The following is a 24145-nucleotide window of genomic DNA, read 5'->3' as shown; positions in this document are numbered from 1 at the left end:
TACCGGCGCTACACGCTGCGCAGCGCGTCGATCGGGTTGAGGCGGCTTGCCTTGCGGGCGGGGGCGAGGCCGAACACGACGCCCACCAGCACCGAAAAGCCCACGCCCAGCGCGATGGCGCTCAGCGACACGGCGAAGCCCACGTCGATGGCCAGAGCCACCAGCAGGGAAATGAGCAGCCCGACGGCAATGCCGATGATCCCCCCGAACAGGGAAAGGAAAATGGCCTCGGTAAGGAACTGCATCTGGATCCGCTTTGGCTGCGCGCCCAAGGCCTTGCGCAGGCCGATTTCTGTCGTCCGCTCGGTAACGGAGACCAGCATCATGTTCATAATACCGATGCCCCCCACCAGCAGGGCGATGGACGCGATGCCGGCGAGCATGGTCTGCATCATGTTCTGCATGTCGTGCATCATGTCCAGCAGGCTTTCCATGTTGGTGACGGCAAAACTGTTGTCCTTGTAGTTGAAGGCCTGGCTCAGCACCGCCTCCACGTCGTCGATGACCGCGTCGGTATCCGCCCCGTCCTCCATATACATCTCCACTGCCATGATGTGGCTGACCCCGGCTAGGGACATGGCGTTTTTATAGGGTACGATGATACCGTCCCCCGTGCCCATGAGCATGCTGGTCATGTCGGTAGAGCTGGCTGTCACCCCGACGATGGTGTAGGCGATGCCGCCCAGGCGCAGGGTGTGGCCAACCGCGCTTTCGCTGTCGAACAGATCGTTTTCCAGCGTCTCGCTGATGAGGCAGACCCGGTTTTTATTTTCCACGTCCAGGATGTTAAGCCCCCGGCCGGCTTTGACCGCGTCGGGGTTGCGGGCGAAATACAGCTCGTTCTTGCCCTGGATGGACACGTTTTCCTTGACGACGCCGTTCTGCGCGATGTCCAGGTGGGCGGACACAGTGGGAGACGCCCCGGCGATGCCCTCCACAGCCTGCAAGTCCTCGAAATCCTTATCGGTCAGGCCCATTTTCAGGGCCGTGCCCTGGGCCTGCACCATCAGGGTATTGGCCCCCAGATCGTCGAACTGGCTGTTGACCTCGGTGATGACGCTCTGCACGGTGGTGATCAGGGCGATGATGGCCGCCACGCCGATGACGATGCCCAGGATGGTGAGGAAGGACCGCATTTTGTTATGCACGATGTTCTGCCAGGACATTTTCAGGCTTTCCCTAAACATCCGCGCCGCCTCCTTCCGCGCCCGTGCCGGCGGTTTCGCCCTCCCACAGCCGGCCGTCCAGAATATGGACGATCCGCTGGGCGTTGGCGGCGATGTTCACGTCGTGGGTGATCATGATGATGGTGCGCCCCTCGTCGTGCAGCTGCCGGAACAGCTGCATCACCTGCCGGCCGGTGGCCTGATCCAGAGCGCCGGTGGGTTCGTCCGCCAGCAGGATGGTGGGCTCGGTCACCACGGCCCGTGCAATGGCTACCCGCTGCTGCTGCCCGCCGGAGAGCTGGTTCGGGTAGTTTTTCATTTTGTTTTCCAGGCCCACCCGCTCCAGCACGGCTTTGGCGCGCCGCCGCCGCTCGGACGGGGACACCCCGGCGTACACCAGGGGCAGCTCCACGTTTTCCAGGGCGTTGAGCCGGGGCAGGAGCTGGAAGGACTGGAAGATGAACCCGATCTCCCGGTTGCGGATATGGGCCAGCTCCTCCTCGTCCATGTCGGAGGTGTCCTGGCCGGAGAGGATATAACTCCCGGAGGTGGGCACATCCAGGCAGCCGATGATGTTCATCATGGTGGACTTGCCCGATCCGGACGGGCCGAGAATGGAGACAAATTCGCCCCGGCACATCGAAAAATCGATGTGTTTTAGGATCATTTGCTCCTCTTCCCCCATCTGGTAGCACTTGACGATGTCCCGCATCGTCAGAATCGTTTCCCCGTTCATCCCTTGTCCTCACTGTCGCCGCGGTGGCCCATCATGGGAAAGGAAAAGCCGGCCTTGGGCAGCAGCACGGTGTCGCCGGCCTTCACGCCGTCTTTAATTTCCACGGTGATGCCGTCGTTGATGCCCACGGTCACCGCTTTGGTTTCGGTTTTGCCCTCGGCGTTTTTGACGTAGACATAGGGCTTGTTCTCGTTATCGAACTGGAGGGCCTTCATGGACAGGGTGGTGACCCCCTTGACCTCCTGGTTGAGGAGCTTGACCTCCACCGACATGCCCACGAGCAGGGAGGCGTCCTTCTCCAAATCCACCGATGCGGTGAAATAGGACACGCCGTTCAGGGTCACGGCCTCCCGGGAGACCTTGGAGACGGTGCCCTTTACGTCCTTATCCAGGGCGTTGATGGTGGCGGTGACGGCCTTGCCCGCCTGGATGGTGCTCAAATCGTACTCGTCCACCTTGATGGTCACCTGGAGATCGTCGTAGTTGACCAGATCCATCACCTGGACGCCGGCCATCAGCTGGGCACTCTCCTCCACATAGATCTTGGTGACTTCGCCGTCAATTTTGGCCAGGAGCTTCTCCCCCATGGTGGTTTCGGCCAGAACGTCGTCTTTCTTGACGGTGTCGCCCTCCTTGACCTTCAGGGTTTTGATTTGCATGACCTTATCCGCCAGGATGGACTGGCGTTCCTTGGCCTCGATGTTGCCGCTGAAGCTGTAATAGGTGGTGATATCCCCGGATTTCGCCTTTTCCTCGGTAAAAGCGGCATCCTTGGGGCGCAGCAGGAAGAGCGTCACCGCGGCGCCGATCAGCAGCACCAGGACGACAATGACAATTACCCGCCGGCGGAGTTTTTTCTTCGCTTTTGTCGCGCTCATGGGCAGAAGCCTCCATTTACAATACTGGGGTATAGTGTTAAAAGTATAACCGGATTCTATGAACGTCAAATGAATAAATTTGGGAGAAAACGAAAATTTGGAAGATTTCTTCGCTGGAATGCGGTACAATAAAGGCGAATGGGAGGAGTTGCGCATGAAACCAATCGCTCTGCTATACACCGGCGGCACCATCGGCGCGCGAGTGACGGACGGCGCGGCGGACGCGGCGCCGGGCGGTGGCCGTCTGCTCACGGAGGTGTTCCGCCGCCGGCATCCGGACAGCCCCGCCGTATTCGACGAAAGGGAGCCGCTGACCACCCTGAGCGAAAACATGACCGTGGAAAAGTGGAACACCCTACTGGACGCGCTGCGCGGGCTGGAGCCCGCCGCGTTCGCGGGGGTGATCCTCACCCACGGCACCGACACCCTGGCCTACACGGCCAACCTGCTGGCCCTCGCGCTGGAGGGGACGGCCCTGCCGGTGATCCTGGTATCCAGCCACACGCCGCCCACCGATCCGGCGGCGAACGGGCACCGGCATTTCGCCGCGGCGGTGCAGGCGATCGCGCAGGGGCATCCCGGCGGGGTGTACGCCGCCTTGTCCGATCTGGCCGACGCGCCGGAGAGCCGGGAGGTGCGGCTGATTCCCGGGGAACGGCTGACCCAGTGCGCGGGGCTGACCGATCGGTTCGGGGTGGCGCCCGCTCCCCCCGGAAAGCGGGGCGGGGAGCCGCCGCTGCGCCGGCTGCCGCCGCTTGCCGCCTGCGTCGCGCAGGTGTGGCCCTACCCGGGATTGGACTACCGGACTATCGCCCTGCCCGAGGGGACGCGGGCGGTGCTTCACGGGCTGTATCATTCCGGCACGGCCTGCATGGAGGGGGTGGCCACAGGCTTTCCCGGGTTCGCGGCCCGCTGCCGGGACGCTGGGATGCTGCTGGCCCTCTGTCCCGCCCGGCGGGAGGGGGCGGACTATCGCTATGCCTCGGCCGCCGGATTGGAGGGCGGCGGCGTCCTGCCGCTGCCGGGGAACACGATGGAGAGGGCCTACGCCCTGCTGCTGATTGCCTGCGCGTTATACAAGGACAACGACGAGGCGGCGGCGTTTATACGGGAAAGGTACGGGTAAGGAGAAACCGCCGGGACACGATCGTCCCGGCGGTTTCACGCTTATGGGGGGGATTTTAAATGGAAACGACACATTTTATGCGTCATAATTGCGTCATTTCCGTTTCTATTATAAACGGTTGGGTATAATAAAGTCAACACATTTTTGGGGTGTGGATTTTATGAAGGATTCCTTGCCGCGATATACCTTGCGGATAAATCGGCTCATGCTTAGCAAGCTGAAATATGTATCGGAAGCTCACGGACGATCGATCAATAAGGAACTGGAACAGCTGGTTGTACAGCATATCAAGTTATACGAAAAAGAAAACGGTCCCATCCCGCTGGAGGATTTGAAAACCGATAAATAAACAAAGAGTAGATTCCAAAAGGAATCTACTCTTTGTTTGAGTCTGTCGAAAAAGTCCTCTTGCCGTCGGGCCTTTTCGCCAAGCTGAGCAAAAGTGGGAAAATCGTAACGATTCCCCCACTTTTGACGCCTGCGGGCGGGTCGATTGTCGTACGCACACACCCTCCCTCCGATAGGCTTTTTCGACGGCCTCGGCGGTTTTGGCTTATGGGGGGGAGCGCAGAATGAAATTATGTGATATCAAAATAATATTATTCTGCCATATTATAGTAATACATGAGTATAATAAAGTCAATACATTTTCTAAGGTGTTGACGTTTATGGCCAACTCTGCGGGTTATTCCTTGCGGATCTCTCGAGAACTGCTGGACAAAATAAAATATATTTCTGAAGCAGAGGGCCGTTCCATGAATAAGGAAATCGGACGCGCCGTCCTCCTGCATATTAAGCAATACGAAAAAGAAAACGGCCCCATCCCGCTGGAGGATTTGAAAACCGATAAATAGACAAAGAGTAGATTCCGAATGGAATCTACTCTTTGTTTTTACAGAATATTTCCTGCCAGGGGCAGTTCCATCTCCGACAGCTTGCTGAGCTGGCTGCGGCAGCGGACCAGCTCGGCGGCGAAATGCTGGGTGTCGCCCTGCTCGATAAGCACCGGCAGGGGAATGGCGATTTCCTCGATGCGGCTGATGTCCGCATGCCGGAGGAAAAAGGGGAACATTTTCGTCTTCTCCTCAAAATCCTTGGCGAATTGGCGCGCCTCCTGCTTGCAGGCTTCCATATCCCCCTGATCGAAGGATTCCTGCATCCGATCGAGAGATTGCAGCAGATAATCGGTGTTGCGGGACATAATTATAATGGAACCGACGCACAGCGCGGCGGTCAGCAGCAGCATTCCCAGGGCGATGAGCATACGTTTGATCATGGCGGCCAGGTCCTCCTTTCTCTTAGCGAGTCTTTACGCCAATTCCTTGCGCACTAGGTAGTATTCCCGGGTTTTGGTGGCGGTGAGCAGGAAAACCTTGTCCTGAGGACAGGCGTTGTCGATGAGCACCTGGTCGATCCACGCCTCGTCCACCCCCACGGTCTGCAGCGCCCACTGGGATATTTTCCCGTCGCTGATGATGACCAAAGGCATCCCGTTGTCGGGGGGGACGTTATTTACATCCTTGCAGGTGGCGGGCTGGCTGTCCGGCTTCATGAACACGCTGATTTTCCCGTTGGTTTCCGCGATGGCGTACTGAATATCCTTGATGTCATAATAGTTCATGCCCCGCAGGTTTTCCATCAGGTCATCCACCGTCATGCGCAGCTTTTTCAGGGCCTTCTGATCCAGCTGGCCGTCCCGGATGATGGTGATGGGGTTGCCGGTAATCAGCCGGGAAACCCAGGGGAGCTTGAGCATGGCCCCGGACAGCAGCAGCTCCAGGGACACCAGGATGAGGATGGGGATCAGACCGTTGAGCAGGGGCATCCCGCTTTCCTGCATCGGCACGGCGGCCAAATCGGAGATCAGCAGGGTCACCACCAGCTCCACCGGCTGCAGCTCGCCCAGCTGCCGTTTGCCCATGATGCGCATAGCCGTGATAATGAATATGTAGATTATCACGGTGCGGATAGCAGTAATCGCCATGAAAAATCCCAGCCTTTCATTTTCTCTCGCCGAGTAGTATGGCCCGCTTTGCGGGTATATATGCGGGAAAGTGCGGACATACTCTTTGCAGGGAAAAGCTGGCGGGGCCGGCTTAAGGTGAGGGGGAGCGAACAAGCTCCGATTTTTGGGAGAGCGAGCGCCCACAGCGGCGTTGGCCTCTTTTGCCATGCGACAGCATGGCGCGATCGGCCGCCTTGCTGTGAACCCCCGCTCATTCCCAAAAATTCTTTGACCTCAGCCTGCGTATTTTGTCATTCGGCAAGGCAGAGGACGACGGTGGGCTGGCGCCCACCTAGGACGATAACGCGGCGGAATGGCAAAATACACCGGCTGAGGCGGGGGGGATTCGCTCCCCCTCACCTTACGGAAAGGCGGGGACAATCATGTTTTCCATCGGTAAAAAAGCGCGGCCGAAGCCGCAGCCCAAGGCGCCGCCCAAGCCGCCGGTGCCGATTTCCGGCGTGCTGCTGGACGACCTGGTCTATCTGCGGGCCCAGTTCGGGGTCAGCGCGGATTTGACCGTGCGGCGGCTGACGGTCTGCGGGAGGGAGACGGCGATCGTCACCATCGAGGGGATGGTAGACCGCCACATGATGGCCAACGCGGTCATCCTGCCCATGACCGAAATGACGGGAAGCTACACGCCCGAAGCGCTCATCGCCCGCATCCGGGACGAGGTGCTGGGCTTCACCGACATGCTCCAGGTCACCACCATGGACGAGCTGATGAACCTGGTGGCCTCCGGCTTCGGGGCCATATTGGTGGACGGGGTGCCCTTCGCGGTGCTGGGCGGCCTGCAGAATTTCATGATCCGCTCGGTGTCCGAGCCGTCGTCCGAGGTGACCATGCGGGGCTCCCGGGAGGGGTTCACCGAGGCCATAAGGGTCAACATTTCCATGATCCGCCGCCGGCTGAAAACGCCGGAGCTGGTGTTCGACATGATGGAGGCGGGCAAGACCAGCCACACGGCGGTATGCCTGTGCTACATGAAAAGCCGGGTGTCGGAGGAGCTGCTGGCCCATGTGAAGGAAAAAATCGAGTCCCTGCCGCTGGACGCGGTGCTCGAATCGGGATACATCCAGCCGTTTCTGGAAAGCCCGCCCCGGGGGCTGTTCAGCGGGGTGAACACCACCGAACGGCCGGACACGCTGTGCGGCAAGATCCTGGAGGGGCGCATCGGGGTGCTGGTGGACGGCACCCCCTTCGTGCTGGTCATCCCCTATCTGTTCGTGGAGAATTTCCAGTCCATGGACGATTACGCCCTCAACCCGTATTACGCCAGCTTTCTGCGGATCATCAAATACGCGGCGTTTTTCGTTTCCCTGTTCCTGCCGGGGTTATATGTGGCGGTGGGCACCTACCACCCGGAAATGCTGCCGCCCACCCTGCTGATGACCTTTCTCAAGGCGGATCACGCCACCCCCTTTCCCCTGACGGTGGAGGCGCTGCTCATCCATTTCCTGTTTGAAATCATGCGGGAGGCGGGGCTGCGCTTTCCCAAGGCGGTGGGCCACGCGGTCAGCATCGTGGGGGCGCTGGTCATTGGGGAATCGGCGGTGCGGGCGGGGCTTATCGGCGCGCCGATGGTCATCATCGTGGCGCTGACCGCCCTATGCTCCTTCGTGCTGCCCAGCCTGTACGGGCCGATCGCCATTCTGCGGTTCGCTTTCATCATCCTGGGCGGCTCTCTGGGGCTGTACGGGGTGATGCTGGGGGCCTGCCTGCTGCTGGTGAGCATCGCGGCGATGAACATCCAGAGCATTCCGTTCCTTGCGCCCATCTCGCCCTTCAGCATCAAGGCCATGCGGGATGTGTTCGTCCGCGACACCTGGACCAGGCTGTGGAAGGGCACCTTCACGGTGCAGGGGCTGCCCGGCTCCAAGATCGGGAAGGACAAGGGGGAAACGGACAAGTAGACCGCCCCGCATTACTTGGAAAGAAGGACGATGAACAGCTTATGAACAATCAGCAGCAAATCAGCGTGGGGCAGTTGGTGGCTATCCTGCTGACCAGCCGCCTGGCGGTGGCCATGACCTTCGCCCCCACCGTCCACCAGCTCTCCCATGGGACGGATTTTCTCCTGTCCATCCTGCTCCAAGCGCTGCTGCTGGCTCTGCTGCTGCTGCCGACCTGGTGGTTCGCGCGCCGGTCGGAGGGCATCAGCACCCTGGATTACGCCGTGGCGGTGATGGGAAAGGGCGGCGGGGTGGTGGCGGTGTTTTACGGCCTCGCCTGCCTGTACATCCAGGCGGCGGATCTCATCCGGTTCAGCCGGTTCGCCTCGAGCACCCTCTCCCCCGGCATGTCCCGAGAGGTGCTGTGCATTGTGCTGATGGTGACGGCAGGCATTGCGGCCTTCTACGGCATCCAGGCCATCGCCCGCTCGGCGGCCATCATCGCGGTGTTTGTGGTGGCCACCATCCTGCTGGCCGCCCTGGCCCTCCTGCCCCGCATGGAGCTTATCAATTTCCCGCCCCTGCTGTATGACGGAGGCTCCCCCGTGCTGGCGGGAGCACTCGAGGAGCTGCCCCGCAGCATGGAGCTGGCGGTGCTCGGGCTGCTGATCCCTTATGTAAAGGGAAGCCTGATAAAGGGCAGCCTGTGGTGGATCGGCATTTTCACGGCGGTGGCGCTGGTCATCCAGGCCACGGTGGTGGGGGTGCTGGGCGATTTCGGCGCCATGGAGCTGTTCCCCTATTACACGGTGCTGACCACCGTGCAGGTCAGTGTGATACAGCGGCTGGACATTGTGGCCACCGCCATCTGGGTGGGCGCGCTGTTTTTGAAAATGGCCTTTTTCGGCATGCTGTTCACCGATTGCTTCCAGCGGGTAACGGGGCAGAAATGGCGGATGCTCATCGCGGCGACGGGGGCTGTGATCACCCTGGCGGCCGGGCTGCTGCTCGGCGACGCCGCGCCGCTCCAGGCCGAGCAGCGGATTATCTGGTACGCCTCTGCCGTGCTTCTGGGCGTGTGCGCGGTGGGGATCCCGGCGGCGCTGGCCCTGTGGGATCTCTGGCGGCATAAAACCATGCGGAAAAAGCTGGGGCCGCAGCAAGAGGAAGGCGCGTAACCGCGAATTCACGCGAAGAAAAGGGTGGGAAATATGAAAGTTTGGGTCTTGGCGCTGGCGCTGGCTGTGGGGTTCGCCCTGCTGCCCAGCTGCCGGGAAAAATCGCTGACCAACAGCCGGGTGGTGGTGACCGCCGTGGGCATCGACGCGGGGGAAGAGGCGGACTGCCGCCTGTCCATCCAGGCCATCGAAACCCTCAAGACCTCCGGCTCTCTGACCGAGCAGGCGGAGAACGCCACCAAGGTATATGATATCGAGGCCCCCTCAGTGGCCGGGGCCCTCCAATCCTTTGTCACCCGCACTGGCCGCAGCTCCTATATCCTGCACAACCGGGCGGTGGTCATCGGCCTCGAGCAGGCGAAGCGCCGGCCGCTTTCCGCCCTGCTGGACTACTTCATCCGCAACCACGAGGGCCGCTCCACCGTGGATATGGCGGTTTGCCGCGGGGAGGCGGCCGAGCTGTTGGCGGTGCCCAGCGCGGGCTATACCATCCCGGCGGAGCATTTGTCCGTCCTTTTGCAGCAGGCGGGGCGGCAGGGGTTCGCCGTGCCCACCGATCTGCTGGACGTGGAGCGGAGCACCAGCGGCATGTACGACATGGTGATGCCCATCGTGCGGGTGGACAAAACGGGCGAGGAGCCGGCCATGGTCATGGACGGCACGGCGGTATTCCGCCGGGGGGAATACGCCGGGGAGCTCGACGAGGCGGCGACCCGGGGCCTGCTTTTCGGGCGCGGGGATTTGCAGACCTGCACCTATCCGCTGTCCCTTCCGGGGACGGCGGAGGATCCGGAGAGGCTGACCGTGGAGGTGGTATCCTCTAAAACCAAGGTGCACATCCGGCCCGAGGGGGAGGCCGCTGTCATCCGGCTGACCATCACCTGCAGCGCCACAGTGCTGGAGGAATACCGCGCGGCAGGCCTGGAATCCAGCGATTTGAAGGCGGTGGCCGGCGCGCTGCAGGAAGCCATCCTCCAGGACGTGCGCAGCGCGCTGGACAAGACCATCGGGGACTGGGGCTGCGATGTATACGGCTTTTCCCGGATGGTGAAAAAGAAGGCGCCCGAGCTGGTGCGGGGCCGGGAGGACGAATGGCCCGCCCGGCTGCGGGACTGCCGCTTCGAGGTCGAAGTGAAGGCGGACGCGGCTAAGGCCGGCGGGGTGGCCGGCGGCGGCATCATGCAGAAATAAACTAAGGAACACCGCGGGGAACCGGCTCCCCGCGGTGTTCCTTTTTGCGTGCAGGCGCGTTATTCGCCTTTGGTCAGCGCATCGTAACGCTTTTTCGATGTTCTATATGTGTCAAAATACCAATTCAAAATGGCCGTTTTTTCCCCAGGGTCAGCCGTTTCTTCCTGCATGCCCTTCAAGAGCGCCAGTACCTTATCGTGATAGAACCACTCATAGGTATGTCTGGCCTTGGCTGGGGTCATGCGCAGGGCCTTGCCGATGGCGGCAAACGACGCCTTGTCCTCCTCCCGCATCGCCACCACGCGGGCAATCGTCTTTTGGCTCAGCCTCGCTCGAAAGGGCGGCAGGGCTTCGAGAAACGCCGCCGGCAGGCCCGGCTCCCCGGCGCGGTACTCGCGCAGGATATCCGGATACATTTTTTCCAGATAGGCGCAGACATAGGGAGTCGATTGGTAGCATTCGTAGGCGTCCCGAAAAACCTTTTTCATTTGTGAAGTATTTTCACACATTTGCTCGGCCGCTATCTGTCTGATATACAGGTTTTTCTGTTTCACCTTCATTTGGTTGTATTTCTGCGCCACCCTGGACGGCGAGAGCCCCAGCTCCTTGGCAATGGCCGTAAAGGCGAGGCCCTGCTGATCACGCAGCAGCAGAATGGTATAGCCGCGTTCATCCCGCTTAAGCAGACTGTATGGGTATTTGTCCATAAGAATTTTCCTTTCCCTTCACATGCAAATTTTACCTGTAATTCGGATATTGATTATATCATATACGGGTAAAAAATACAACAATTTGCGATAAAATATATTTGGGCAGGTGGTAATGTGCTTCGTTTAAAAAAATTAAGGGAACAGGAGCGGCTCAGCCAAGAGAGTCTGGCCTTAAAACTTAATGTTTCCCAGTCTACCATTAGTGCATATGAAACCGGAGAAAGAACGCCGGATTTAGAAACCTTTATTAAAATCGCAGATTTATTCAACGTTTCTCTTGACTATCTCTGTGGTAAATCGGATACCAAACAGAGTATTCAAAGCAGCGACTTATCTCCAGAGGAATTAGACCATGTGTATGTTTACCGCCAATTAACCAGCAGGGATAAAGAAAAGGTAAAGGCATACATAGACGGTTTGAAAAGCTAGCCGGCTACTAACACAAAAAAACGCCGCACGGTTCATCTGCCGTGCGGCGTTTTTCCTGTAAGTTTATTCTTTTTCGTCGGTCATCAGGCGGTTGATTTCCTCATGGAAGCTGTTGATGTCTTTAAACTGACGGTATACCGATGCGAAGCGGACATAGGCCACCTCGTCGATGTCCTTGAGCTTCTCCATGGCGTACTCCCCGATGCGGGTGGCGGTGACCTCCCGATCCAGAGAATTCTGGATCTGAACCTCGATATCATCCACCGCCTTCTCGAGGGTTTCGATGGACACCGGACGTTTCTGGCAGGCGCGCAGCAGGCCGTTTAGCAGCTTGTTGCGGTCGAACGCTTCCCGGGACTTGTCCTTCTTGACCACGATGATGGGCAGGCTCTCGATAATCTCATAAGTAGTGAAGCGCTTCATACAGCTCAGGCATTCCCTGCGGCGGCGGATGCGGCTGCCTTCGTCGGTGGGCCGGGAATCGATGACCTTACTTTCGGTATATCCGCAAAAAGGGCATTTCATGACTTGTTCACGCCTTTCCGGTACAGTCGTCATCCTAATGAACTGCCCGGCGGCCGGCCGGGGAACAGCCCATGTCTCACAAAACAGGGAGGTTTTGTCCTTCTGCGCCCATTATACATGGCGTATACCGGGTCTGTCAAGAAATCCATGTATAATTTTCCTTGTTTTTCCTGAAAATATTAGAGTCCGCATGGAAAACCCATGCGGACTCCGCGTTATACGGCGATATCGTATTGATCCAGCAAAAAATCCTCCAGAATATACGGCAGTTCCTCCAGCACGATGTCGTATCGCAGCACCAAATCACACAAATCTTCCACCGTTTTCCGCCGGCAATCCACATCCGAGCAGGTAAACTCCTGCCCGCTTTCCAGAATGACATGAATGCCGAAAACCTTTTCCAGCGACGGGATACCATCGCTGCCGCAGCAGGACTCCAGTATTTCGCACTGTTTCCGCTTTACGTCCTCCGGCGCCTTAATAACCGCTGTCGCGGTCCCCTCCATAAGGTCCATTGACTACCCCACCTCCAAATGTGGTAATATTTCACCTAGTAGTATACCACATCTATGGAATTTGTCAACTCATTTGTTTTTATGTGGGTATTATGCGGCAGGATTCGACAAATTGCAAGAATTAGTGGAAGAATCTCGTAAATTCACGGCATTTTCACGCGGGAAACGGCATCCTCCAGCAGACGTTTGGCGTCGGCCAGCTCGGATTCCCGCTCGAAATTGGTGCGATACAGCTCCAGGACGATGGGGCCGTCGAAGCCGACGGAGGCCAGCAGGCGGAACAAGCTGTCGTAGTCCACCGCGCCTTTGCCGGGGGGCAGGCAGTCCCGGCGGGCGTCGTTGTCACTGATATGCACATGCACGAGGGCGGACCCCATGGCGGCAACAACATCCTCCGGCCGGTGGCCGCAGCGGCGGCACTGCTTGAGGTCAAAGACGAAGGCCGCCTTAGGCCCCAGTTGCCGGCGCATGGCGGCGATATAGGCGTTGTCGGATGCGCGGAAGCGCACGACGTTCTCCTGCGCCAGAGTGACGCCGTAGGTGCGGCCCAGGTCGCTGACCCCTTCGAAGCGGGCGATGGATTCCTCCACCGGGAGGACCCCCTCCGCCTTATCCCCATGCATGACCACCAGCCCCGCCCCCAGGTAGGACGCAGCCTCGAACAGGCGGGCGTATATATCCAGCCCGTCCCGATACCGCCGTTCGTAGGCGGAATAGAGGATGTACGGCTCGCTGCCCGAAATATAGGGGTGCAGGGAGACGACGCGGGCCCCCGCGGCCTGGATGCTCTCCTTCAGCTGCCGGAGGAAGGAAGGGACGATTTCCGATTCGGTATTGACGAACACCTCCAGCTCCCGGAAGCCGAGACGCAGCAGGGCGTCCAGCGCGTCCTCGGTGTTCATAGGATACAGATTGGCGGTGGAGGCTCCGATATGCATTTTCCTGTCCCTCCCAAAAACGGAAAGATTTTAGCCTTGAGACGGCGGCGATCCGCGTGATAGAATATTCATAGACTCTTTATCAGTATAGCACAAACGGGAAGGTTTACCCCCATTTTTTTCGAAAGGGCGGCTGCATATGAAAAAACGATTAAAAACGCTGCGTGCCTGGGGGAAGCTTCACCCGTTTTCCCGCAATGTGTTGCACGGCAGCGCGCAGTTCACGGCGGTGTGGTATCTATTTGCCGGGTTCCTGCATCTGACGGCGGGATACACCCCCGACTATTTCCGGGCCATCCTCTACCGGGACGCGGCGCTGCAGGTGGCACCGGTGACTCTGGCCGCCGGGATTGTGCTGGCCCTGCTCACCGACCTGGTGCTGCGCAAGACGGAGGAGAAAAAATAGTACATAAAAAGCGGCGCAGAGTGCTTCTGCGCCGCTCAGCTTGTCGACAAAGTCGACAAGCTGCTGGACGGGGACGCCGGATCACGGCGGCTCACGGACGTTCGCCTTGTTCCCTCTGTCCCCGCCAGTGCCACCCCTGCTCTTGAAAACCGGCGGAAACACGTGTGTTTCCGCCGGTTTTCGCCTATAAGGTGTGTTTGCGAGGCACATGTCCTCGCAAACACCGATCGGTAACCCGCCCCCGCTTTTTTCGTTTTCCGAACGGCGGATTCCCCTTTTTTGACAGCCTGAAGCGGCGCAGAGTGCTTCTGCGCCGCTTTTTGGTTTTTGTTATAAGACAACGCCGGGCGGGGCGTCACCCCCGGGCGATGATGTCCTTGAGCAGCCGTTCGGCGGTTTGCGCGTCGGCGGCGCCGCGGGTGGCTTTCATCACGCCGCCCAGCAGGGCTTTCAGGGCCTTTTCCTTGCCGCCCAGGTAATCGGCCACCGCGCCGGGATTGGCGGCCGCCACCTCCTCGCACAGGGCGCGCAGGGCCCCCTCGTCCACGCCGGCCATGTCCTCCTCAGTGAGCAGCTCGCCCACCGGCTTGCCGGTGTCCAGCATCTTTTCCAGGGTGGATTTGGCCAGGTTCATCTTCAGCTTGCCGCTGTCGATAAGGGCCACCAGCTCCCGCAGATAGGCGGCGGGAACGGACACCTCGCAGGCCTCCTTGTCCGCGTCGGTGACCAGACGGCGGAAAATCTGGCCAAGGATGAAGTTGGCCGCCGTCTTGGGGGTGACCCCCTGCGCGGCCTCCTCGAAGTATTCCGCCACCTTCCGGTATTTGACCAGCAGGCCCGCGTCGGCGGCGGGGATGCCCCACTCGCCCGTATACCGGGCATAGCGGCTGTCGGGCAGCTCGGGCAGGGCGGCGCGTATGCTCTCGATTTCCTCCGGCGCGGTGGCGATGGTGACCAAATCCGGCTCCCGGAAATACCGGTAGTCGTTGGCGTCCTCTTTGCCCCGCATGCTTTCGGTGACATCCCGCGCGTCGTCGTACCGACGGGTCTCCTGCACCACCTCTTCCCCGCTTTCCAGCAGGTCGATCTGCCGCTCCACCTCGTAGGCCACGGCCTTCTCGATGAAGGTGAAGGAGTTCATGTTCTTGATTTCGGTGCGGGTGCCCAGCTTCTCCTCCCCGGCGGGGCGGACGGACACGTTGACGTCGCAGCGCATGGATCCCTCCTGCATCCGGCAGTCGGAAATCCCGATGTATTTCATCATCAGCTGAAGCTTTTCAAGGTATTCCCGGATTTCCTCAACACTGCGGATGTCCGGCTCGGTGACGATTTCGATCAGCGGCACGCCGCCCCGGTTGTAATCGACAAAGGTGTCCCCCCGGGTGTGCACCAGCTTGCCCGCATCCTCCTCGATGTGGATGCGGGTGATGCGGATTTTCTTGCCAGAGGCCAGCTCCACATACCCGTGCTCGCACAGGGGCTTGTCAAACTGGGAAATCTGGTAGGCCTTGGGCAGGTCGGGATAGACGTAGTTTTTCCGATCCATTTTGGAAATCGGGTTGATGGTGCAGTGGGTGACCAGGCCGGCCATGATGGCGTACCGCACGGCCTGGCGGTTCAGCTTGGGCAGGGTGCCGGGCAGGCCGATGCAGATGGGGCAGCAGTGGGTGTTGGGCTCGCTGCCGAAGGCGGTGGTGCACCCGCAGAAAATCTTGGTGGCGGTGGACAGCTCGATATGGGTTTCCAGGCCCCCGACCATTTCATATTGCCGGCTCACAGGGCGACCCCTCCTTCCACGGCGGACAGGATCGGCCCCGCCGCCTGCTCGTACTGATAGGCGGCGCGCAGGATTTTCCCTTCCTCAAAGCGGCCGCCGATAAGCTGCATGCCGATGGGCAGGCCGGCGGCGTCCATGCCGCAGGGCAGGGAGACGGCGGGCAGGCCCGCGATGTTCACCGGCACGGTGCAGATGTCTGTCAGATAGGTTTCCACCGGATCCTGGGCCGCCTGGTTCTCGGGGAAGGCGGTCATGGGCACGGTGGGGGCGAGTATCACGTCGCAGGAGGCGAACGCCCGCTCGAACGCGGCCACGATGGCTCCCCGCAGGTTCTGCGCCTTCTTGTAATACGCATCGTAGTAGCCGGAGCTGAGCACATAGGTGCCCAGCAGGATGCGGCGCTTGACCTCGTCTCCGAAGCCCTCGCTGCGGGTTTTGCAGATCATATCGTTCACATCGTCATAATGGGGGGCGCGGCGGCCGTATCGGATGCCGTCGTACCGCCCCAGGTTGGAGGACGCCTCGGCGCACGCCAGGATGTAATACACCGGCAGGGCGAACTTCAGCTCGGGCAGGTCGAACCAGACGATCTCGGCGCCCAGGGACTCGTAGGTTTTCACCGCCGTTTCCACGGCGGCCTGCACCTCGGGGCGCAGACCCTCCATGTATTCCCGGGCCATGCCGATCTTCATGCCCCGGATGTCCTGCTCCAGACCGTCGCAGACTGGGGCGTTCACCCGGCCCCGGGAGGTGGAATCCATAGGATCGTAAAGGGAGATCGCGTCGTACACGGCGGCCGCGTCGGCCACCGATGAGGCGATGGGGCCGATTTGGTCGAAGCTGGAGGCGTAGGCGATGAGGCCGTAGCGGGAAACCGCGCCGTAGGTGGGCTTGAGACCGACAAGGCCGCAGAAGCTGGCCGGCTGCCGGATGGACCCGCCCGTGTCGGATCCCAGGCCGTAGGCCGCCAGGCGGCCGCCCACGGCGGAGGCCACGCCGCCCGAGCTGCCCCCAGCCACGTGGGCGGGGTTGTGCGGGTTCTTCGCCCCGCCGAAGCAAGAGGTCTCGCAGGAGGAGCCCATGGCGAACTCGTCCATATTGGTCTTGCCGAGCAGGACGGCGTTCTGCTCCTTGAGCAGCTTCCAGACAGTGGCGTCATAGATGGGAGTATACCCCTCCAGGATCCTCGAGCAGCAGGTGGTGGGGATGCCGGAGGTGGAGATGTTGTCCTTGAGGGTCATGGGGATGCCCTCCAGGGGGGCCAGAGCCTCGCCTCGGGCGATTTTTTCATCCACCCGGCGGGCGGTCTCCAGGGCCGTGTCCTCCGTGACGCGGACATAGGCGTTGAGCCGTCCATTGTCCCGCGCGATGGCGTCGAGATAGGCTTGGGTCAGCTCGGCGCAGGAAACCGCCTTGGTGGTCAGCTTGTCCCGCAGGGCGCGGATGCCGCTTATTTTCTTGTCGCTCATACCGCCGCCTCCTTACTGCCGCTTGCGCACGGGGAAGAAGCCGTCTTCCCCGCCGTCCACGTTCTTGAGAATCTCGTCCCGGGGATAGGAGGGAACCACCTCGTCCTCACGGAACGCATTCTGCAGATTGTTAATATTGTCGAACTCGCCGGCGGCGGCTCCCGCCGCGTTGATGGTGTCGGCAAAAGCGATGATCTCGCCCATGGCGGCGGTCAGGCCGTCCAGCTCCTCCTCGGTAACGGACAGCTTGGACAGCTTGGCGATTTTCAGGATCTCTTCGCGGGTGACCATTGGGATCCCTTCCTCTCTGGAATAAAATGGTAGTTCGTCGCTCCGGTCAAAAAGCGAACGCGGGCCTGACGCATCGCGTCAGGCCCCCTGATCAGCGGATCTTGATGTGCACGTCCCGCAGCTGCTGCTCGGTGACCTCGCAGGGGGCGCCCAGAAGCAGATCCTGGGCGTTGGAGTTCATCGGGAAGGCGATGACCTCCCGAATGCTTTCCTCCCCGGTCAGAAGCATCAGCATCCGGTCAATGCCTGGGGCCATGCCCGCGTGGGGCGGCGCGCCGTACTTGAACGCGTTATACAAAGCGGAGAATTTCTGCTGCAAATCGCTTTCGGTATACCCCGCCAGGGCAAACGCTTTGACCATCACGTCCAAATCGTGGTTGCGCACCGCGCCGGAGGACAGCTCCACGCCGTTGCACACGATGTCGTACTGGTAGGCGAGGATATCCAGGGGATCCATCGTCTCCAGAGCCTGCAGCCCGCCCTGGGGCATGGAGAAGGGGTTGTGGGTGAAGATGAGCTGCCCGCTCTCCTCGTCCCGCTCGTACATGGGGAAGTCCACCACAAAGCAAAGCTCGTACCGGTTCTCGTCGATAAGCTCCATCCGGCGGGCCACCTCGGTGCGGATTTGGCCGGCGAGGCGGGGGGCCAAGTCCTTGGAGTCGGCGATGAAGTAGAGCACGCAGCCGGGCTCGAGGCCCGCACGGCGGATCAGCTCCTGCCGGTCGTCGGCGGTGAGGAATTTATCGATGGGGCCCTGGAAGCTCATGTCGTCCGTAACCTTGACGTAGCCCAGGCCCTTCATGCCGATATCGGTGGCGAATTTCAGCATGTTCTCGAAAAAGCTCTTGGAGCGGGAGGCGCAGCCGGGTACGTTGATGGCCCGCACCGTCTTGCCCCGGAAGGGGGCGAAATCGGTGGAAACAAACAGGTCGCTGATGTCGATAATCTCCAGGGGATTGCGGAGATCCGGCTTATCGGTGCCGTATTTGAGCATGCACTCGGCATAGGGGATTCGCTTGAAGGGGGCGGGGGACACCGGCTTATCCGAAAAGGTGGAAAACACGTCGTACAGCACGTCCTCGGCCACGCGGAACACGTCCTCCTGGGTGGCGAAGGCCATTTCGAAATCCAGCTGGTAGAACTCGCCGGGGGATCGGTCGGCCCGGGCGTCCTCGTCCCGGAAGCAGGGGGCGACCTGGAAATATTTATCGAAGCCCGACACCATCAGCAGCTGCTTGAAAATCTGGGGTGCCTGGGGCAGGGCGTAAAACTTGCCGTGGAATTTGCGGCTGGGGATGAGGTAATCCCGGGCCCCCTCGGGGGAGGAGGCGGAGAGGATGGGGGTCTGCATCTCAAGAAAGCCCAGCTCGGTCATCTTGCGGCGCAGGTGGGAAATGACCTGCGAGCGCAGCACAATATTGTCGTGCACCTTGCGGTTGCGCAAATCGAGGAAGCGGTATTTCAGCCGCACCTCCTCCTTGGTCTCGGTGGATGCGGGGACTTCGAAGGGCAGGGACTCCCGCACCCGGCCCAGGACAGTCAGGGCCGCGGCCTTGACCTCCACGGTGCCGGTGGCGATTTTATCGTTATAGGTTTCTTCGCTGCGTTTGACCACCGGGCCGGACACGGTGACGGCGCATTCCCGCGTCACCCCGTCCAGCAGCGCCTCGTCGTAGACCACGACCTGCACCACGCCGTAGTGATCCCGCAGATCCAGGAACTGCACCCCGCCGTGGTCGCGGATATTCTCCACCCAGCCGGCCACCCGCACCTCCGAACCGATTACGCTTTCGTCAATGCCCGCGCAGGTATGCGTGCGGTACTGGTTTTCAAACATCATGGCTCACTCTCAATCCTTTTCGCCGGGAAAAACCCGTTTCATTCCGTAAGCGGAGGCAGCGCCCCGCGGCCTTACTTAAGCCTTACTTAAAGAGACATCCTTATAACCATCTTTTACTATGCCCCAAAACAAGGCAAATTGCAAGCAATGATAAATTATACCATAAGGTTTTTCCCTTTTCAACCAGGAAAGGGGGCGAATTTTCCCGCCTTTCGCCTTTTTTCGTCTGCGGGCGGCGGTTTCACGGAAGTTGCGCGCGCATCTTGACTGGGCGAGCAAACAAGGGCATAATAGGAGACAGACAACATCGCCGCCTTTGCGGAGAAAGGATGCCCTGCCATGCCGAAAAAAGCGCCGCGGTTTCAACTGGCCAACCGGGTGGTAATCCTGACCTTCTTCCTGTCCGCCCTCATCGTGGGGTTCTATCAGCTGACCATCCGGGGGATCGGAGTGGCGTGGATGGGGTTCATCGCCGTGCTGTACCTGCTCATCCCGCCCCTGTACCGGCGGATTTTCCACCTCAAGCCCACCTATCTCATCGATATGGTGCTGATGATTTTCATCCTGCTGGCCTTCAACCTGGGGGTGGCCCTGCGGCTGTACGGCAGCATTCCATGGTACGACAACGCTGTTCATGGCCTGAGCGGGGCGGTGTTCGCCCTCATTGGGCTGTGCGTGTTCTACGTGCTCGAGGAGGACAAGGGCCACGGGCCGGGGCACAACCGGCGCACGGCGGTGGGGTTCTCCTTCTGCTTCGCCATGATGACCGCGCCCGTCTGGGAGCTCATCGAGTACGCCGGCTTCTTGTTCTTCGGCCATGACGCCCAGGATATCGCGAACGGGGTAAAGGACAGCATGGAGGACATGTTTTTCTGCCTGGTGGGGGCCGTGATCCTGTGCGTATTGATGGCCATCCATCTGCGGGGCCGGCACAAGCTCTTCCTGTTCGCTCCGTCGGACGAGTTTTATCGCATCAACTTTGGACAGAAAAAAGAAGAGAAAACCGCATGAAAAAGCGGCCCTCCGGTCTGGATGGGCCGCTTTTTATGTCAACAGGACGGGGCAGCGGGCGCGCAGGGTTCCGCGTTCTTGCTCGTTCGGCTCCCGGGATGCGATGCTCCATGGCCTCCGTTTTCTGGTTTCCGCCTCCAGCGTGCTGCCGCTCGCCGTGTTTGACACAAATAGGCACTTGCGAGACGCCAGGCTACCTGCCTATAACCGCGTTGTGATAATACCACACAAAATCGAACAAAAGTTTGATTTTTCAAACGTAGTTGTGTATACTAGGAGCATCTGACAGGGGGAGAAAAAGGCTATGACGGAGGATCTGCGCGCGAAAACCTGCTGCTTCACCGGGCATCGGCGCATTCCGAGGGAGGCGCTGCCGCGGCTGGAGAGGCGGCTGAGTGAGGAACTGGAGGCGCTGGCGGCGCGGGGCGTCGTCTATTTCGGCGCGGGAGGCGCTCTGGGCTTCGACACCCTGGCCGCCGAGGCTGTGATCCGGCTTCAGCGGACGCGCCCGCAGGTGAAGCTGATTCTCGTGCTCCCCAGTCCCGACCAGACCAGGGGCTGGTCCTCCGGCAATGTCCGGCGGTACGAGGCTATCCGGGCGCGGGCCGATAAGGTGATGTATGTGGCCCCGGCCTACGGCCCGGGATGCCTGTTTGAGCGCAACCGGCGGCTGGTGGACGGCAGCGGGATCTGCCTGTGTTATCTCGCCGCCGAAACGGGCGGCACCGCCTACACCGTCCGTTATGCCCGAAAACAGGGATTGCCGGTGATCAACCTGGCGGAAACCGAGCGATAACGGCCACATCGCTCCTAAAGAAGCGCCGGATTGCCTCCGGCGCTTCTTTAGGAGATGGTCTCATGCTCCTTCAGATAGGTGCCCACGTCTTTTTTCAGCTGTGCCCAGGCGTCCTCGTGCACCACATAATAGAGGGGGCAGGACTTGCCCGTGACATCATAATGCCGGATGAGATGCGTCTCATCCAAATCCAGCTGCTGGCAGAGCCAGGCGCAGAGCTTCACCAGGGAGGCGTAGGTCTTGTCGTTGAACCGGCCGCTTTCGTCCGGGTGGCAGACCTCGATGGAAATGGTGTCGATGTTCCTCTGATTGGTGGCGGCGGATTTCTCGTCCAGGGGCACGCACTGCACGATTTCCCCTTCCAGCCCCACGATAAAGTGAGAGCTGACCTCCACCCCCGGGGAATTGAAATAGTTGCGGTTGGCCTTGGCGGTGGTATCGGGATTGCCCACGTAATGGATGGCGATGTCCTTCACCCGGTCGATTTTCGCCCCGTCCCTTCCGCCGCCCAAATCGATGAACTGCTGATCGATCCAGGACGGGCAGGGGATGGCGCCCATATCGATGCTTTCGCCGCCCAGTAGGGAGGACAGGCCCCGCACCGCCAGAACAACGAGCACCACCAGCGCCGCCAGGGCCGTCGCGGCCAGGGAGAGCACCAGGGCCAGACGCTGTTTCCTCTTTCTGTCCCGCCGCCTTATCTGCACCCGGGAGGAACAGCGCCCCCGGGGCGCGTGATAGGCCGTTTCCTCCGGGGTTCGGCTCTGCTCCTCCGGCGCAGCCTCCTCGCTTTTCAGCCACCCGCCGTCTTTCCACTCGGTTGCCATGGACACCAACTCCTGTTTGTCTGTCATGTCTCCATTGTAGCACACGCGCCGCGCCAGGTGTTAAGAGAAGCGGTCGAAATTCTTAAAGTTTCCTGTCCTTTTATTTGACCCGGAAATTTTTCGGGGCAAAACGGCGGATGAGCACCAGCGCCATGCCAATGTACGCCGCCGTGGCGCCCAGGACGATCAGGGAAAACCGGGCGGGGGCGGCGTCCATGTTCAGGCAGATGAGGCACAACGCATAAACTATGCCCCGAATGAGGGAATAAAACGGGTTTTTCATGGTCATATCAGAGGTGTACGGCTGGAATACATAGTATAGGAACAAATAATGCACCGAGAAAAAAGCGCCCAGCAACAGCAGGGACAGCACAAAGGGAATACAGTCGGCCAGCGGCCAGGCCAAGCCGCCCAGCAGGGCGAAGCCGACGCAACCGGCCGCCACCGCCCCGCCCAGCAGCAGATTGGGCCCCAGCATATAGCCCAGCCGGATCCGAAAATTGACAAGAATCGCGGAGGGCTTGCGGTAAAACCCCTGACGCAGCAGCGCGGCGTCGCAGTTATGAAACAACGCGCGGCAGGTGCGATCGCTGACCGAGGTCAGCAGGTACAGGACGAACACCATCACCGGCAGCAGGGTGGGCACCTTTCCCGCGGCCTTTCGCCCCGCCTCCGGGGCCAGCAGGAGCAGCAGCACCGCCAGGACGAACACCGCGCCGATAATGGCCAGGCGGATGAGCACCGGGCGGTAGAGCAGCCGCTTATGCCGTTCAAAAAAGACGGCGTTGAGATACCGGTAGCCATGCAGCCGGGCGAATTTCCGGCTGTCGGTCTGCTCCAGATCCTTGTCCTTGAGCTGGACATCCGCCGCGTGGGCCTTGGTTTTGGCTTCCTCCAGGTCGGCCAAATCCTCCGCCTTGGCGGTGCGCATCGCCACCAGAGTGAAACGGGGATACCGCCAGACATAGGCAAAGCCCGCCGCGCCGGCCACCAGGCAGACGAGGACCATGGGCAGGCTGACCGCCAGCCGGCCGATTCCCCAGTCCCGGCCCAGCATCAGCGGCAGATAGGCCAGGACCAGCGCCGCGGCGATGGGCAGAAGCTTGAAGCCGCCCAGCCGCCCGGGCGCGCCCCCACGCAGCTTGAACCATGCCAGATGGGCCGCCTCCCCCGCCGCGTGGAGCGCCGTGATTTCCAGCGCGCACAGCAGCCCGTCCCACGGGGAACCGCCCAGCAGAAACGCCCCCAGGGTCAGCACCGGGAGGAAGCCGACGGCATCCTTGCCGATCTCCACCAGATACTGAGCGAGCAGATACGGCCGGGGCGGCAGCCGCATCAGCCGCAGGCAGACATAGCGATCCGCATCGCTGCTCAGCAGCGCGCGGGACTGAAAGGTGCCGGACACCAGGCTGAGAAACACCAGAGCGTGCAACGCGTAGGGATACGCGGCCGATAGATTTTCCTCCCCCGCCGCCAGAATAGCCGGCAGCGCGGCCATCAGCAGCACATACAGCGCTTTTCCGAACCACAGGCCGATGAACCGGGCCGGCAGGGTGATATAGGCCAGGACGGTTTTTAAGGTCTGCCAGCGATAGACCCGATCGGGTATTCGCTTACCAACAATGGGTAATTTTAGGAGAAAATATAACCATCCGTTTACTTTCGTGGCCGTGCGGATTTCCATGGAGGCCTGCAAAACGGGCAGCAGGCGGTTGGTCACTGGTTTCATCCGCCGTCCCCCTCGTCCTTCAGGATTTCCACAACCTTCTCCTCAAAAGCGGGGCTGTGGATGGCCGCGGGATCCACCAGCTCCAGGGTCCCCTGATGCAGCACGGCGATTTCATCGCACAGATCGGTGGCCAGCTGCAGGATATGGGTGGAAAAAATCAGGATGTGATCCTGCTTCATATCCCGCAGCAGCTTCTTCATCTCCAGCGCCACCACCACGTCAAAGGAGGTCAGCGGTTCGTCCAGCAGGATGATCGGCGGGCGGGTGATGAAAAAGCTGAGCATCTGCAGCTTGTTTTTCATGCCGTGGGAGTAGCCCTTGATCAGCCGGTGCCGATCCTCCGGCGCCATTTGCACCAGCTCGAAGTAATCGTCCGCCGTTTTCCCCGGCAGCACCCGCTGGCGGTGGATGTCCATCAGGAACCGGACGAACTCGTAGCCGGTGAGAAACTCGGGCAGGATGGGGGTGGAAAAGACATAACCCACATCCTCCACGTCCAGGGGGCGGGACAGGCCGTCCTCCGTCAGCCGGGCCATCCCGCCGTCCGGATCCAGCTCCCCGGCCAGGCAGTTGAACAGGGTGGTTTTCCCCGCGCCGTTGCGGCCCAGAAGGCCGTAGATTTTTCCCTTTTCAAAGGTGCAGGACACGTCCCGCAGCACCTTTTTTTCGCCGAAATCCTTCCGGATGCCGGTCAGCACCAATTCCAT

General features: G+C 60.5%; 26 protein-coding genes. 10 read left to right on the top strand and 16 right to left on the bottom strand.

The annotated features are described in order from the left end of the window. Positions 1–8 precede the first annotated feature (8 nt). The 3 genes from ACSAMM_RS14685 to ACSAMM_RS14675 are packed head-to-tail and all read right to left on the bottom strand — an operon-like array spanning position 9 to position 2780. Positions 9–1187: an ABC transporter permease gene (locus tag ACSAMM_RS14685; RefSeq protein ID WP_457792030.1), complete on the bottom strand. Its 1179-nt coding sequence runs from the start codon at positions 1185–1187 to the stop codon at positions 9–11. Then, the gene (locus ACSAMM_RS14680) at positions 1180–1902 is read right to left on the bottom strand and encodes an ABC transporter ATP-binding protein (RefSeq protein ID WP_457792029.1); all 723 of its coding nucleotides are present in this window, start codon (positions 1900–1902) and stop codon (positions 1180–1182) included. Before ACSAMM_RS14680 ends, ACSAMM_RS14685 begins: the two co-directional genes overlap by 8 nt. Further along, a complete protein-coding gene (locus tag ACSAMM_RS14675) occupies positions 1899–2780 on the bottom strand; it encodes an HlyD family efflux transporter periplasmic adaptor subunit (RefSeq protein ID WP_178720934.1) in 882 nt (293 codons plus the stop codon). Before ACSAMM_RS14675 ends, ACSAMM_RS14680 begins: the two co-directional genes overlap by 4 nt. A gap of 154 nt (positions 2781–2934) precedes the next feature. On the opposite strand from ACSAMM_RS14675, the gene ACSAMM_RS14670 reads away from it, so the two are divergent. The 3 genes from ACSAMM_RS14670 to ACSAMM_RS14660 all read left to right on the top strand — a co-directional run bounded on the left by ACSAMM_RS14670 (position 2935) and on the right by ACSAMM_RS14660 (position 4760). Next, on the top strand, positions 2935–3906 hold the full coding sequence (locus tag ACSAMM_RS14670; RefSeq protein WP_457792027.1) for an asparaginase domain-containing protein: 972 nt from the start codon (positions 2935–2937) through the stop codon (positions 3904–3906). Between the two features lie 160 nt (positions 3907–4066). Next, positions 4067–4255, top strand: coding sequence for an Arc family DNA-binding protein (locus ACSAMM_RS14665; RefSeq protein ID WP_457792025.1), 189 nt, complete (start codon positions 4067–4069; stop codon positions 4253–4255). Between the two features lie 223 nt (positions 4256–4478). Further along, positions 4479–4760, top strand: a complete 282-nt coding sequence (locus ACSAMM_RS14660) for an Arc family DNA-binding protein (protein WP_457792023.1) — start codon at positions 4479–4481, stop codon at positions 4758–4760. Between the two features lie 38 nt (positions 4761–4798). Here the strand turns inward: ACSAMM_RS14660 and ACSAMM_RS14655 are convergent, their stop codons facing one another. Beyond that, on the bottom strand, positions 4799–5182 hold the full coding sequence (locus tag ACSAMM_RS14655; RefSeq protein ID WP_457792022.1) for a DUF4363 family protein: 384 nt from the start codon (positions 5180–5182) through the stop codon (positions 4799–4801). A gap of 33 nt (positions 5183–5215) precedes the next feature. Further along, positions 5216–5890, bottom strand: a complete 675-nt coding sequence (locus ACSAMM_RS14650; protein WP_178720940.1) for a YetF domain-containing protein — start codon at positions 5888–5890, stop codon at positions 5216–5218. A 404-nt stretch (positions 5891–6294) separates the two neighbouring features. Between ACSAMM_RS14650 and ACSAMM_RS14645 the strand changes: the two genes are divergently transcribed. From ACSAMM_RS14645 to ACSAMM_RS14635, 3 genes are read left to right on the top strand one after another with little or no spacing between them, the layout of a single operon-like run. Then, on the top strand, positions 6295–7827 hold the full coding sequence (locus tag ACSAMM_RS14645; protein WP_457792020.1) for a spore germination protein: 1533 nt from the start codon (positions 6295–6297) through the stop codon (positions 7825–7827). A 41-nt stretch (positions 7828–7868) separates the two neighbouring features. Further along, a complete protein-coding gene (locus ACSAMM_RS14640) occupies positions 7869–8984 on the top strand; it encodes a GerAB/ArcD/ProY family transporter (RefSeq protein WP_457792019.1) in 1116 nt (371 codons plus the stop codon). A 33-nt stretch (positions 8985–9017) separates the two neighbouring features. Further along, entirely contained in the window at positions 9018–10175 is a 1158-nt protein-coding gene (locus ACSAMM_RS14635; protein ID WP_457792018.1) for a Ger(x)C family spore germination protein, read from the top strand. Positions 10176–10234: 59 nt separating this feature from the next. On the opposite strand, the gene ACSAMM_RS14630 is transcribed toward ACSAMM_RS14635, so the two are convergent. Continuing rightward, positions 10235–10882, bottom strand: coding sequence for a hypothetical protein (locus ACSAMM_RS14630; RefSeq protein WP_457792017.1), 648 nt, complete (start codon positions 10880–10882; stop codon positions 10235–10237). A 117-nt stretch (positions 10883–10999) separates the two neighbouring features. Here ACSAMM_RS14630 and ACSAMM_RS14625 point away from each other — a divergent pair, with 117 nt between their 5' ends. Continuing rightward, positions 11000–11314: a helix-turn-helix domain-containing protein gene (locus tag ACSAMM_RS14625; RefSeq protein WP_178720672.1), complete on the top strand. Its 315-nt coding sequence runs from the start codon at positions 11000–11002 to the stop codon at positions 11312–11314. A gap of 63 nt (positions 11315–11377) precedes the next feature. Here the strand turns inward: ACSAMM_RS14625 and nrdR are convergent, their stop codons facing one another. The 3 genes from nrdR to ACSAMM_RS14610 all read right to left on the bottom strand — a co-directional run bounded on the left by nrdR (position 11378) and on the right by ACSAMM_RS14610 (position 13292). Continuing rightward, the gene (nrdR, locus tag ACSAMM_RS14620) at positions 11378–11839 is read right to left on the bottom strand and encodes a transcriptional regulator NrdR (protein WP_178720670.1); all 462 of its coding nucleotides are present in this window, start codon (positions 11837–11839) and stop codon (positions 11378–11380) included. Positions 11840–12054: 215 nt separating this feature from the next. Beyond that, entirely contained in the window at positions 12055–12354 is a 300-nt protein-coding gene (locus ACSAMM_RS14615) for a hypothetical protein (RefSeq protein WP_457792015.1), read from the bottom strand. Positions 12355–12497: 143 nt separating this feature from the next. After that, complete coding sequence (locus tag ACSAMM_RS14610; protein WP_457792014.1) at positions 12498–13292, bottom strand: sugar phosphate isomerase/epimerase family protein; 795 nt, start codon at positions 13290–13292, stop codon at positions 12498–12500. A gap of 139 nt (positions 13293–13431) precedes the next feature. On the opposite strand from ACSAMM_RS14610, the gene ACSAMM_RS14605 reads away from it, so the two are divergent. Next, the gene (locus ACSAMM_RS14605; protein ID WP_178720664.1) at positions 13432–13698 is read left to right on the top strand and encodes a hypothetical protein; all 267 of its coding nucleotides are present in this window, start codon (positions 13432–13434) and stop codon (positions 13696–13698) included. Positions 13699–14053: 355 nt separating this feature from the next. Here ACSAMM_RS14605 and gatB read toward each other — a convergent pair whose 3' ends face one another. From gatB to aspS, 4 genes are all read right to left on the bottom strand, one after another. Next, complete coding sequence (gene gatB / locus ACSAMM_RS14600) at positions 14054–15457, bottom strand: Asp-tRNA(Asn)/Glu-tRNA(Gln) amidotransferase subunit GatB (protein ID WP_457792200.1); 1404 nt, start codon at positions 15455–15457, stop codon at positions 14054–14056. 14 nt (positions 15458–15471) lie between these two features. Further along, complete coding sequence (gene gatA, locus ACSAMM_RS14595; protein WP_457792013.1) at positions 15472–16944, bottom strand: Asp-tRNA(Asn)/Glu-tRNA(Gln) amidotransferase subunit GatA; 1473 nt, start codon at positions 16942–16944, stop codon at positions 15472–15474. A 12-nt stretch (positions 16945–16956) separates the two neighbouring features. Next, positions 16957–17235 (bottom strand): Asp-tRNA(Asn)/Glu-tRNA(Gln) amidotransferase subunit GatC, encoded by a 279-nt coding sequence (gatC, locus tag ACSAMM_RS14590; protein WP_178721088.1) that lies wholly within the window; start codon positions 17233–17235, stop codon positions 16957–16959. Positions 17236–17326: 91 nt separating this feature from the next. Further along, a complete protein-coding gene (gene aspS, locus ACSAMM_RS14585) occupies positions 17327–19075 on the bottom strand; it encodes an aspartate--tRNA ligase (protein ID WP_457792010.1) in 1749 nt (582 codons plus the stop codon). Between the two features lie 339 nt (positions 19076–19414). On the opposite strand from aspS, the gene ACSAMM_RS14580 reads away from it, so the two are divergent. After that, entirely contained in the window at positions 19415–20086 is a 672-nt protein-coding gene (locus tag ACSAMM_RS14580; RefSeq protein ID WP_457792009.1) for a hypothetical protein, read from the top strand. Between the two features lie 304 nt (positions 20087–20390). After that, the gene (locus ACSAMM_RS14575; RefSeq protein ID WP_457792008.1) at positions 20391–20882 is read left to right on the top strand and encodes an SLOG family protein; all 492 of its coding nucleotides are present in this window, start codon (positions 20391–20393) and stop codon (positions 20880–20882) included. A gap of 47 nt (positions 20883–20929) precedes the next feature. On the opposite strand, the gene ACSAMM_RS14570 is transcribed toward ACSAMM_RS14575, so the two are convergent. The 3 genes from ACSAMM_RS14570 to ACSAMM_RS14560 form a co-directional block, all read right to left on the bottom strand. Continuing rightward, positions 20930–21709, bottom strand: a complete 780-nt coding sequence (locus tag ACSAMM_RS14570; RefSeq protein WP_457792007.1) for a peptidoglycan recognition protein family protein — start codon at positions 21707–21709, stop codon at positions 20930–20932. Positions 21710–21809: 100 nt separating this feature from the next. Further along, positions 21810–23438 carry a hypothetical protein gene (locus ACSAMM_RS14565; protein ID WP_457792006.1) on the bottom strand — a complete coding sequence of 543 codons (1629 nt, stop codon included), beginning with the start codon at positions 23436–23438 and terminating at the stop codon, positions 21810–21812. Then, positions 23435–24145, bottom strand: a complete 711-nt coding sequence (locus tag ACSAMM_RS14560; RefSeq protein WP_457792004.1) for an ABC transporter ATP-binding protein — start codon at positions 24143–24145, stop codon at positions 23435–23437. Before ACSAMM_RS14560 ends, ACSAMM_RS14565 begins: the two co-directional genes overlap by 4 nt.

This window comes from Anaeromassilibacillus sp. SJQ-5, from assembly GCF_054108045.1.
Note: the sequence above shows the minus strand (reverse complement) of the source record. Positions and strands in the feature narration are given on the sequence as shown.